The sequence below is a fragment of the uncultured Gimesia sp. genome, from assembly GCF_963972345.1.
GTDB lineage: Bacteria > Planctomycetota > Planctomycetia > Planctomycetales > Planctomycetaceae > Gimesia.
The window spans coordinates 77269-89557 of the sequence record NZ_CAXAVM010000002.1; the positions used below are offsets into that span (position 1 = coordinate 77269).

Consider the following 12289-nt stretch of genomic DNA (forward strand, 5'->3'; position numbering starts at 1 on the left):
AACTGGAACCGTCTCATGTCTGATATGAACTGGAATCTGTTAAAAGCCACGGCTGGTCTGTTCCTGGTAACTGCGTTCGTCTCCGGCTGCGGCGGCGAAACCGATGCGCGGCCTGCTGTCGAAATCAAGGGGACTGTGACATTGGATGGTTCTCCCCTGCAAGAGGCCAGCATCCAGTTCACCTCACCTAAAACCGGGGAAAGCGCCTATGCCAACCTGGATGGCAGCGGTCAGTACTCAATCACCTTTCCCAAAGCCGACATCGGTTCTGTCTATGAAATCACCATCACTCCACCGGTGGTCGACGAACAAAATGCCATGGCTTTAGCAGAACAGCCGAAAGAAAAAACAGCCTCCCGAATTCCCGCGAAATATGCCAGCCGCACAACCAGCGGACTGACCACCCGGATCGCACAGGCGGGAACACACGAAGCCAACTTTGATCTGAAAAGTAAATAGTAACCAGTTACCCCACAATTCACGGTATATTTCCCGGCACTCTTTTTACTTAACATTTTTAACTATCTCCGTTTCACTGCATGATGCGGGAAGTTATACTCAATTGATCGGTGATGATTTTATCGAGAGCGCATCGGATTTATCCCTGGCATCTCTCGAACTAATATACTCGGTCCACATGGCCTGGGAGACGCTACAGTAAAACTGGACACAGTCTAACACACCTCATTGGCTGAACATCAAAAAGGATCCTCTTATGAAATCGCCACTCGCCCCGCTCCTGCTTGCCGCCCTGGCGTTGTTGATTCCCACGCAGGCCTTCGCCGAACTTCAGGCAGGTGCCACCATTGTGGATGTCACTCCTACCAAATTCCCCGTACTCGTTAACGGCAGCATGACTAGTCGCAGTGTGAGTACGGTCAAAACCAAAGTCAACGCCCGCGCCATCGTAGTCGCTGACGGAGAAGAGCGACTGGCGATTGTCGTCGTCGACAGTTGCATGCTGCCTCGGCCTCTTCTGGATGAAGTCAAAACGTTAACAGCACAACGTACGAAAATTCCCGCGGACCATATTCTGATTTCTGCCACACATGCCCACTCGGCCCCTTCCAGTCTGGCCTGCCTGGGAACCGACGCCGATCCCGAATACGTGCCCTTCCTCAGAGGCAAACTGGTCGATGCGATCGCGGCTGCGGAAGCGAATCTGGAACCGGCCCAGGTGGGCTGGGGATCAGAAAACGCCGCCGACTACACGGCCCTCAGACGCTGGATCCTGCGTCCTGATCGTCTTAGAGATGATCCGTTCGGCAACCCGACCGTCCGCGCCACGATGCACGCCGGTACTAACTGGGATAATGCTGTCGGGGAATCAGGACCGGAAGATCCCGAACTATCGCTGATTTCATTCCGTGCCAAAAATGGTCGGCCCATCGCTCTGCTGGCGAATTTCTCCATGCACTATTTTGGCGATGGGGCACTCTCTGCCGATTACTTCGGCCTGTACTGTAACGGTCTGCAGGAAAAACTGGGCAAAAAAGATGTGAAAGACGCACCAGCGTTTGTCGCCATCATGTCGCATGGCTGCAGTGGTGACATCTACCGTCGTGACTACACGAAACCCAAAGATCAGTGGGCCATCACCGATGACATTAACGAGTATGCAAACGGACTGATCAAAATCACCATGCAGGCATATGAGAACATCAACTACCTCGAAGATGCCGATATCGAAATGGCGGAAAATCGCCTGCAGATGAACTATCGCGTTCCCAATAAACAGCTGCTGGAGTGGTCACAACGCATCGTCAAAGAACTTGGCGATCGTCTTCCCAAAACACAGGAAGAAATCTACGCACGGGAGCAGGTCATTCTGCACGAACGCCAGTCCACGGAAATCGTCACGCAGGCACTCCGCATCGGCGACATCGCGATCACGACCACTCCCAATGAAACCTATGCACTCACCGGACTAAAACTGAAACGACAGAGCCCACTGGCTAAAACCATGGTCATCGAACTGGCCAATGGGGGCGATGGCTACATCCCCCCGCCTGAACAGCATCTGCTGGGTGGTTATAACACCTGGGCTGCCCGTTCAGCGGGTCTCGAAGTATTGGCCGAACCCCGCATTGTAGAATCCGATCTGGAACTGCTGGAAAAAGTGACCAATCAACGTCGCAAGTTCTATCAGCAGAGTCGTGGACCGGCGGCAGAAGCGATTCTTTCGCTTAAACCAGCCGCGTACTGGCGTCTGGATGAATTCAATGGTCCGCGAGCCCGCGATCTTTCCGGTAATCAACGCGATGCCTTCTATGAACCGGCGATCGCGTATTTCCTGGAAGGACCGGAATCGAAATCATTCTGTAAAGAAGGTGAAACCAACCGCGCCGTGCACTTTGCCGGTGATCGTCTGCAAACCCGTATCAATGATCTCGGCGACCAGTTTACCATCTCACTCTGGCTCTGGAATGGCATGCCCCTGGATGCCCGTGACATCAGTGGCTGGATGTTTTCACAGGGTCCCGATCATGGTCTGGCCGCATATGGTGACCACCTGGGAGTCGGCGGCAACCAGTTTCCCGGGAAGCTGGTTTTCATGAATGGAGCCGACCGCAAACTGCATGCTGGCAAAACAGCCATTGAACGCTGGACCTGGAACCAGGTAACCCTGGTCCGCAATGGGAAGTCGCTCAAGGTCTTTCTGAACGGCAAACCGGAAATCGAACTCGAGACCACTTCCGCAAAACCTGGTCCCCTGCTCGATCAGCTCTTCTTTGGAGGACGCACCGACAACCAGTCCAACTGGGAAGGTCGCCTGGATGAAATCGCCGTGTTCAATCGTGTTCTCTCAGACGAGGAAGTCGCAAAACTGACAAAATAGCTTCCTGATTTCATAATACTGCATTGAGTCTCAGCCCGATTGCCACTGCGATCGGGCTGATTTCATTGGCTTACTCTGGAATTTCACTTTCTCTGTCTCGAGCAGGAATCCGGCATATTCATTCCCTCCCCTCGATTCTATAATGGGAAAGGACACCAATTCATATCAATTGCATTCCGTTTTCCACTCTGATTTCTGCGCCCCATGATTGAACACGACTATTCCACGATCGACCGGATTTTGCGCCGCGGTTTGCTTTTCGTGGTCACAGTCTGTTTTGCGCTGACACCAATCGCGGCCCCGGATTTCTGGTGGCAGTTGAGTCGGGGCCGCGCCGTTCTCTCTGAGTTGACGCCTCCCGGTCCACTGCTGACAGCAGGCACGAGCGTCGCTGAAGCGGACTGGCTGGGGGGACTCCCTTTTTACCTGACTCTGCAGTTCGCCGGCGTTACAGGCCTGATGCTGTCCAAGTTTCTGGCCGCAGGCTTGCTGGCCTATTGTATCATGCGTCATTTTGAGGCCCGTTTGTACTGGACCGTCTTTTCGATTGTCGTATTAACCTTAATCACGGCAAACTCTGCCTGGCAACCTGTGCCGCGCCTTCTCGACTGCTGGTTTCTTCTGCTGACCTGGCTGTTGACGGAACGCTGGGCGAATGCTCCTGATACAAAAAAAATGCTCCTCGTTCTACTGACGCTGCTGACCTGGGCCAATCTGGGCCCGCTTTGTCTGTTGGGAATTGTTGTGGTCGCCTGCGTTCCCTGGCTTCCCGGGATCCGGCCAGAAAACCCCACTCTAAGCTTCAAGCAACCCTGTCTGCTCGTATTGTCATCGTTACTTGCAATCATGCTGACACCGCGGGGCTGGTTCACTCCCTATGATTCGTTCATCCAACTGTTCCCCGCCCTGTTTTACGATCAGAGTCTGCTCGCGCTGACTGTCTGGCGTCCTACCTTCGAAACGGGATTGACTGTCGAACTCATCGGGCTGGGAATTTTGACAGTCGGCATGGTGATCTACCTGCTGGCTTCTTCTCGTGGGTGGATTGAAAGCATTCTTTTCGTCCTGTTTGCGATTCCTGCCTGGACCAATCAGGACTGCCTGGCTCCCTGTGTGGTTGGCATTTGCCTGCTCGCCTGCCAGTGTCTGGCTACCTCCCCCGTTTCGTTTCAAAAGCTGAAGCTGAATCGGTACATCTCTCCTTCACTGGGAAGATATTTACTGGCAATAGGCATCGTCGTAATCTGCTGGAAGTCCGCGTCGGGAACATTGGCAGGTCAGCCACAGCGTCTGGGTTGGGGGATTACGCCCGAACTGGACATCACACTGCTGGCACAAGCCATTGGTCCGATCGACTATGAAGGAACTGCCCACGGCATGGACATCGCTGCCACCGGCATGCTGACCTGGATTAAAGCCGACCGCAAAATCCGTCCCGTCCGAACGCTCCGACAGGCACTGCTGCAGGGCAAACTGTACGAAGAACTCTCGCTGAATGCCGAACTTTCTAACGGCTGGGAATTTCAACATCCCCGTGCCGACAACAGCTGGGGAGGCTGGTGGATTCGTCTCAAAAGCAGAAACTGCCAGCTTCTACTGGTTCCAAATGGAGATGCACAAACAATTCGCGCGCTGGTCAACAGCCGCTGGCAGCCGATGTCGGTCGATGCAGCCGTCGTCCCGTATGGCTGGTCGGGAGAGCTGTTGAGCAGTCCCAAAATTGTAGCCCTGCTACCCGTCAAAGACTTCCTGAATCGTCAACAGTGGACCTATTCACTCCCCGATCCGTCCGGCACGCCAGAGTGCTCCGACTGGTGGGGCATTCTGACCGGTTCACCCAATCTGCAACCGGCGTTATTGCAGGCGCGCACCTTTCGCGCCATGAAGCTGTATACTGCCGCGCTGCGCGTGTTGCATCCGTTGTTACAGCATTATCCGACACCTGAAGTTCGCCGAGAGTTCATCCTCTGCCAGAAAGAGCTGGCTTACCAGGAAAAACTGGATCTGGGTTTACCCACACCCAGTTCTCTCAGAAGAATTGTCCTGAGGCAAATTGAAAACAATTCCAATGACGATCTCACCCAGGCAGGACCAATGCTCAATGTAACGGTATCTCCTCTTCGTACCTCACATTCCATCGAACGTGCCATTCAGCATTATATACATGGCGACTGGGAAGCGGCTCTCAGTGAATTATCCAACAGTGACAGCGAGTCATTGTACGCCAAAGCACAGATTCAGCTGGAATCAGGCAACCCTGACGCGGCGGCTGAAACGTTTCGTGAACTGATCAGACTGCACCCCGACGATCAACTGGCGGGGCCCAGTCAGAATATGTTGGATTCGCTGCAATGATCCGAAAATATCCGTTGATACCACCAGTGCTGATACTGCTGCTGGCCTGTCTTTCAGGAACCGCCTGGTATCTGAACGGCTCTCAAGAAAACGATCTGTTTCTCCCCAAAGTGCGCGCCTCCGGGCAACCGGTCAAAATGAAACAGTGTTGTGAATGCCACGACAAAGTCTGCCAGCAATACGCGGGCGCACCGCATCTGAGGACGCTCCGCAAAGCCACTGATCCCGATGTCATCGACAAATTTGCCGGCAGGGAAGTTACGCTCAAAGAGAACGGACACACTTATCAGTTTTACAAAGACCATGACGAACTCTGGGTGAAGTGCGACGGCTATCCCAGTCCGGTTCGCATCGAATGGTTCTTTGGCTCCGGCCTGCATGCGATTACTCCGGTTTCGCTGTTCCCGAATGAACAGGGAGAATCAGAACTGCTGCAGCACATCGTTTCCTGGTACCCGCCTGACAAGTTAGGCATCACCCTCGGTCTGCAGGAACTGGCTCACGAACAGACAGGCATTCAGGCGTTAGGGGAAGTCAGCTCGCATACCAGCACGTTGAACTGCTTTGGCTGCCATACGTCTTACCTGGGCGATGTCCAGGGAGAAATCAATACGAAAGAGATGATCCCCGGCGTCTCCTGTGTTCGTTGCCACCTGGAAGGGGAAGCACACATCCAGGCTGCGGAACGGGGAGACAAGAATTTACACATTCTCAACTGGAATCAACTGTCGCCTCTCGATTCGATCAATCGTTGTGGAGAATGTCATCGCCGTTCCGATCAACTGGAACCGGACGAACTCCATCCGGATAATGAATTATTGATTCGCTTCGCTCCCGTGGGGCTGTCCCAGAGCCCCTGTTTCCTGAAACAGAATGATGTCATACTGGCTGATGGAAAAACAGCTCGCATGGACTGTACCACCTGTCACAACCCCCATCAGCAGGCGAGTCGGGATCCTGAATACTATCGTCAGATCTGTCTGAAATGTCATAGTGATCTGAAAGATCATGCTCCCGTCTGTGCCAAAGAATCCATGCAAAGTCAGTGCCTGCAATGCCATATGCCTGCCGTTGAGGTTCACGACAATCTCCCGTTCACAGATCACTGGATTCGCATTCGTGAACGCGATAAGGAACGCTTCCCGGAATTTCTGCTGAACAAATCAAACTGATGTTGTCAGAAGTCGCATGGCCTACTACTATGAAAGTGTAACTTAACTGCAAGGTATATTGTGACTGCAAAAGTACTGTCTATCCTGTTTACTCTGCTGATTCTGGTTTGCCCCTTTAACTGCATGCCCGAAAGCGCAGCTGGTACGGACACTCAAACGGCGAGTTGCTGCAGTCATTGTCAGTCACAATCAGAGCAGTCTCCTTTGACACCGGCTCCGGAATCGGACTGCTGTCAGTGTCTCTGTTCGGGAGCCATTCAAGAGCAGGCGCCCCAACTTGACGATGCGGTCACTGCTATCTGCTGGATCACGCTCCCGCTCATCCACGTCAACGGTCAGTCACACTTTGACGATCGAGCGCTCTTCGCAATTCCACCGGAGCCTGTTCCGCTTCATGGTCGCGCGCTGCGCTGTCAGCAGATGTCTTTTCTCTGCTGATCTCATTCTGAATCTTCGATTCGTTCCTGTTACTCGATCTTAGCTTCGATTCTGCTGCGCGCATCCTTCTGTAACGCGTCGGTAGAAGCCTTCAGAATGATACTCCATGATTCGGTTTTCACTCATTCCCTGGGAATATGGCGTCCGTAATCTCTTCAGGAGACCGGTGCGCACCCTGCTGACACTGTCTGGTTTGACCACGGTCATCGTCCTCGTATTTATCGTGATCGGCTTTATCCGTGGACTGGAACACTCACTCACCGCCAGTGGCGATCCTCAAGTTGCCTTGCTGTTTTCGCTGGGCATGGGAGAAAACCTCGAGTACTCATCCATTCCCATGCGCAGCAGTGAACTGGTAGCAGCCAGTGTCGCAGGAATCAAAGAATTTCAGGATCGTAAATATGTCTCGCCGGAACTTTACCTGGGAACACAGATTGAACTGCCTGGTCTGGATCACACGGCCATGGGGCTGGTTCGGGGAGTCACACAGTCCGCCCTTCTGGTCCGCAGGCAGGTGGAACTGGAATCAGGTAACTGGCCTGCCCCGGGTGAGGTACTGATTGGCACACTCGTCGCTACCAAACTGGGACTGACTGATCAGCAGTTAGCAACAGGCGAGAATATCGTTCTGGAGGGGCGTACCTGGCGGATCAGTGGCATCTTTTCTGCGGCTGATTCCGCATTTGAATCAGAAATCTGGTGTCGCCTGGATGAACTGCAGCAGGCAATGAAACGCCAGGATCTGAGTCTGGTCGCGGTCACCATGAACTCACCGGCTGATTTTCCCGATCTCGATTTGTTCTGTAAAGAACGCCTGGATCTCGAACTGCAGGCACTGCGCGAAATCGATTATTACCAGGGTCTGAAAAAAGATTATGGGCCGATTCGCATGCTGGCCTGGCTGGTCGTTTTTCTCGTTTCGGGTGCAGGAGTCTTTGCCGGTCTGAATACACTCTATGGCGCCGTCGTCGGCCGTACGCGTGAATTATCCACACTGCAGACACTCGGTTTTTTACGCCGTGCAATTGTGATCAGCCTGATCCAGGAAGGCGTTCTGCTGGCCACTGCTGCCAGTCTGATTGCCGCCCTGATCGCTGTGTTTCTGATTAACGGAGTGGCGGTCCGTTTTACCATGGGAGCGTTTTCGCTCCAGATCGATAGTATTTCCCTGTTAATCGGCTGCGGTGTCGGCGTCTTGCTGGGTCTGCTGGGGGCGATTCCCCCTGCACTCCGGGCACTCCGCCTGCCTGTCGTCGATGGTTTAAAATCTGTTTAACCGACACTCGAACGCTGTGTTCGAATCTCTATTTTTCAAAAGGATTGAAACAAATGAAATTTCTTATGAACCCGATTCTCTTCTCTGCCGTTGCCGTCAGTCTGGTTACCGGTTGTGGACAGTCAACTCCTGCTCCGGAACAGACGACCGCGACTGAACCTGCTGCAGCCCAATCTGCAACGACTTCTGAGGTCCTGCTCACCAGCGAACCGGCGGGCGCTGAAGAAGTGATCGCGGCCCGTAAATCTGCTGAAGATGATGCGGAGGTCGTCGTTGTCGGCCGCATCGGTGGCAGCGAAAATCCCTGGGTCGATGGTCGCGCTGTGTTTTCGATCGTCGATAACTCCCTGAAAGCCTGCTCCGATATTGAAGGGGATGGCTGTGAAAAGCCCTGGGATTACTGCTGCGAAACGGACAAGCTTCCGACTTCGACGGCACTGGTCAAAGTCGTGGATCAGGATGGCACCCTGATTAATGAAGATGCCCGTCAGCTGTTAAACCTGAAAGAACTGCAGACCGTCGTCGTCAAAGGCAAAGCCAAACGGGATGACGCTGGAAATCTGACCGTGTTTGCTAATGGAATCTTTGTACGGAAGTAAACCATGTCACAAGTAGACCTTTCCCAATTAGCCATTGATCGCAGTGCGCCCTCCCAGGTAAGAGGGCACACGCGATTGCGGCTTGTCACGCGTTTTCTGCTGCCAGGAGTTCTCGTGCTGGGTTTCCTGGCGCTGATCTCCTGGGCGAGCCGTGACCTGATCTTTCCCCCCCGGCAGGTCACCGTCATGCCTGTGATTGTCACACAATCATCCATTCGGAATGCCGGCACTCCTCTCTTCCAGGCAGCAGGCTGGGTCGAACCTCGGCCCACGCCTGTCCGCGTGGCTGCCTTATCACCCGGGGTCATCGAAGAACTGCTGGTGGTCGAAGACCAGAAAGTGAAACAGGGGGAACCGATTGCTTTACTGGTCAAAGAGGACGCCGCACTGACACTGCGTGCGGCAACCGCGAACCTCAAACTGCGTGAGGCGGAACTCGAACAGGCCAAAGCCACTCTGGCAGCTGCGGAAGTACGTCTGGCACAACCGGTCCACCGCGAAGCAACCTTAAGAGCCGCCGAAGCAGAACTGGCGAAAATTGAAACAGAACTTAAAAACCTGCCTTTTATGGTGCGTCGTGCCCAGGCAGAACTAAATTTTGCCCAGACCGATTATAAACGCCGCCTGTCTGCGAAAGCAGCCGTCACCCAACGATCCGTTGATGAAGCGTTGACTGCGCTGGAATCGGCGCGGGCTGCGTCAGAAGAACTGGAGGGCCGCAAAGTCTCCCTGGTCGCAGAACGCAAAGCACTCAAAGCACGCTGTATCGCTCTACAGAGAGAACTGGATCTGCTGACCGAAGAAATACAAGCACGGGACGAAACGGTCGCGATCATCCAGGCAGCGGCCGCACGGCTCGACCAGGCGCGCGTCGCCGTCGATCAGGCAAAATTGACTTTAGACCGCATGACGATTCGCGCCCCGGTTTCCGGTCGCATTTACCGACTGATTGGACACCCCGGATCGAGTGTCGGCAACATGCTCACACAAACGACCGGTTATGATGGCAGCACCGTCGTCACCATGTATCAGCCGGAAATGTTGCAGGTGCGCGTGGATGTCCGCTTTGAAGACATCCCCAAAGTCAGCCTGAACCAGCCCGTGCAGATCAACAACCCGGCTCTCAGCCAGCCGGTGACAGGAAAAGTTCTCTTCATCAGTTCCGAAGCGGATATCCAGAAAAACACGCTGCAGGTCAAAGTCGACATCGATGCCGCAAACCCGGTGCTGAAACCGGAAATGCTGGTCGACGTCACCTTTCTCGCCCCCGAACCTGCCAATGATGCGGAAGCCGAAAAAGAAGAAACACGCATTTATATCCCGCGTAACATGATCGAGCAGAATACTGCGGGACAGAACATCGTGTGGATTGCCGATCAATCCTCTCGCACAGCTCGGCCACAAATCATTCAAACTGGTACCAGTCCAGGTGGCCCGCTGGTCGAAGTGACAAACGGCTTAAACTTAACCAGCCATCTGATTTCGTCATCCACCGCCGATCTTGAACCCGGTGACCGCATCTCGATCACCGGTGAAACCGATCAAAAAGGAAACTGAATATGCCACTTGTTGTTATCAATAAACTGACGAAACAATATCACAAGGGGGGGGAAACGATTACTCCCCTGGATCAGGTTTCACTGGACATTGAGCAGGGAGAATTCCTGTCACTCATGGGAGCCAGCGGCACGGGAAAATCGACCCTGTTGAATCTGATCGCCAGCATCGATCATCCCGACTCCGGTTCGATTCACGTGGATGGAATTGAAATCACAAAACTGTCCCGCACACAACTGGCAGGCTGGCGGGCCGCCAACATGGGTTATATTTTTCAGACCCACAATCTGGTCCCTGTCTTAACAGCTTATGAAAACGTGGAACTCCCGCTGCTGCTGTTACCCATGTCCCGTGCCGAACGTCGAAAACGGGTGGAAGTCGCATTGCAGGCCGTTGATCTGCTGGACCGTGCGGACCACTATCCCCGCCAGATGTCCGGAGGCCAGGAACAGCGCGTCGGTATCGCCCGCGCGATCGTCAAACACCCCAAAATCGTCGTCGCTGATGAACCGACGGGGGACCTGGATCCGGAAACATCCGATCAGATCCTGGCTTTGCTGAAACGATTGAATCGGGAACTGGATATTACGATGCTGATGGTGACCCATGATGCCGAAGCTGCTGCGATTGCTGATCGCCAGTTTTACCTGGATCACGGTAAACTGATTCTCAGACAGTCGCCAGGAGAAGTTCCGCTGACGACAGCAAACGCAATGGGTGGAGATACGCTATGAAACTGATTGCCTACATTATGAAAACGCTCTGGGGCCATCGAGCGCGGACCATGCTCACGGTTGCCGGTTCTGCGGTCGCATTGTTTGTCTTCTGTTTTATTCAGTCCATCCAGGAGGGCATGAACGATCTCAAACAGCGACAGGAAGCCCGAGGTTCATTGATTGTATTTCAGGCCAACAAGTTCTGTCCGGCGACCAGTCATCTTCCCCAGGATTATGATCAACAGATTTCTAAATTTCCGGGGGTCAAAGAAGTGATTCCCATTCAGGTCTTTACGAATAACTGTCGCGCGAGCCTCGATGTGGTCGTGTTTTATGGTGTTCCACCAGAAAAGCTGCGTACCGCCCGCGACTTTGAATTTGTCACGGGGAACTGGAATGAATTCGAAACGCACCAGGATGCCGCCATCGTGGGACAGGCCGTCGCCAACCGCAGGAACATCAAAGTGGGTGATAAATTTTCCATAGGTGATCTGTCTGTGAATGTCGCCGGCATTTATCGTTCGGACAATCCTGCCGAAGAGAACTACATCTACAGCCACCTGGAATTCCTGCAGCGCCGCCAGGGGGCGAATCTGGTCGGTACCGTCACACAACTCGAAGTGATTCTGATGCCGGGGTCGGACCCGACACAAATCAGCACTGCCATTGACGCGCGTTATCGCCAGGGCCCGGTGGAAACGAACACGCGTGCCAAGGGAGTTTTTCAGGCCAAAAGTCTGGGAGACCTTTCACAGCTGATTGAGATGGCCCACTACCTGGGACTGGCCTGTGTCGGACTGGTACTGGCGCTGGTTGCTACGACAACGCTGATGTCCGTCGAAGACCGGATCCAGGAACACGCGGTGTTACGCACGCTCGGGTTTTCCGGATTCAAAGTGTTCTCGCTGGTATTGGCTGAAAGCACGTTCCTCAGCTTTGCAGGTGGTATTCTCGGCGTGGGGGCCGCCCTGGTGACGCTGAAACTGAGCAGCCTGTCGGTCGGCGCGGAAGCGGTGACTGTCGCGTTTATACCTTCGCTGCATCTGGCCTGGGTCGGCATGTTGCTGGCCTGTGTGACCGGAGTCTGTGCAGGCATCATTCCCGCCAGTTATGCTTCACGCGCGGAGATTGTTCCGGCATTACGCCAGGCGTGATCAATGACGCGGTATTTTATCAGGTAAGACCGGCAATCGGTTCGCCTTCATAGATGAAGTGGGGCCGGTCGACATCGTCATGCCAATAGGTGGTTGGGGGAAGTCCTAACGCACGATAAATTGTGGCAGCGAAGTTTTCCGGTTTTTGTGGCTGATCGATGGGGAAGCCACCAATCTTATCCG

Annotated in this window: 10 protein-coding genes; all 10 read left to right on the top strand. The window is 53.9% G+C overall.

The annotated features are described in order from the left end of the window. Nucleotides 1-15 precede the first annotated feature (15 nt). The 10 genes from AACZ40_RS00580 (at nucleotide 16) to AACZ40_RS00625 (ending at nucleotide 12106) form a co-directional block, all read left to right on the top strand. Nucleotides 16-459: a hypothetical protein gene (locus tag AACZ40_RS00580; protein ID WP_291172046.1), complete on the top strand. Its 444-nt coding sequence runs from the start codon at nucleotides 16-18 to the stop codon at nucleotides 457-459. Nucleotides 460-715: 256 nt separating this feature from the next. Then, nucleotides 716-2839: a LamG-like jellyroll fold domain-containing protein gene (locus tag AACZ40_RS00585; RefSeq protein ID WP_291172048.1), complete on the top strand. Its 2124-nt coding sequence runs from the start codon at nucleotides 716-718 to the stop codon at nucleotides 2837-2839. A gap of 204 nt (nucleotides 2840-3043) precedes the next feature. Further along, entirely contained in the window at nucleotides 3044-5194 is a 2151-nt protein-coding gene (locus AACZ40_RS00590; protein ID WP_291172050.1) for a tetratricopeptide repeat protein, read from the top strand. Then, nucleotides 5191-6366 (top strand): multiheme c-type cytochrome, encoded by a 1176-nt coding sequence (locus tag AACZ40_RS00595; RefSeq protein WP_291172052.1) that lies wholly within the window; start codon nucleotides 5191-5193, stop codon nucleotides 6364-6366. Before AACZ40_RS00590 ends, AACZ40_RS00595 begins: the two co-directional genes overlap by 4 nt. 60 nt (nucleotides 6367-6426) lie before the next feature. Beyond that, nucleotides 6427-6804, top strand: coding sequence for a hypothetical protein (locus AACZ40_RS00600; RefSeq protein WP_291172054.1), 378 nt, complete (start codon nucleotides 6427-6429; stop codon nucleotides 6802-6804). 106 nt (nucleotides 6805-6910) lie between these two features. After that, nucleotides 6911-8080 carry an ABC transporter permease gene (locus AACZ40_RS00605; protein ID WP_291172056.1) on the top strand — a complete coding sequence of 390 codons (1170 nt, stop codon included), beginning with the start codon at nucleotides 6911-6913 and terminating at the stop codon, nucleotides 8078-8080. A 53-nt stretch (nucleotides 8081-8133) separates the two neighbouring features. Further along, on the top strand, nucleotides 8134-8679 hold the full coding sequence (locus tag AACZ40_RS00610) for a hypothetical protein (protein WP_291172058.1): 546 nt from the start codon (nucleotides 8134-8136) through the stop codon (nucleotides 8677-8679). A gap of 3 nt (nucleotides 8680-8682) precedes the next feature. Then, the gene (locus AACZ40_RS00615) at nucleotides 8683-10236 is read left to right on the top strand and encodes an HlyD family efflux transporter periplasmic adaptor subunit (protein ID WP_291172060.1); all 1554 of its coding nucleotides are present in this window, start codon (nucleotides 8683-8685) and stop codon (nucleotides 10234-10236) included. Nucleotides 10237-10238: 2 nt separating this feature from the next. Further along, a complete protein-coding gene (locus AACZ40_RS00620; RefSeq protein ID WP_291172062.1) occupies nucleotides 10239-10970 on the top strand; it encodes an ABC transporter ATP-binding protein in 732 nt (243 codons plus the stop codon). Then, nucleotides 10967-12106: an ABC transporter permease gene (locus tag AACZ40_RS00625; protein ID WP_291172064.1), complete on the top strand. Its 1140-nt coding sequence runs from the start codon at nucleotides 10967-10969 to the stop codon at nucleotides 12104-12106. The genes AACZ40_RS00620 and AACZ40_RS00625 overlap by 4 nt, the downstream gene beginning before the upstream one ends. The last annotated feature ends 183 nt before the right edge of the window (nucleotides 12107-12289 follow it).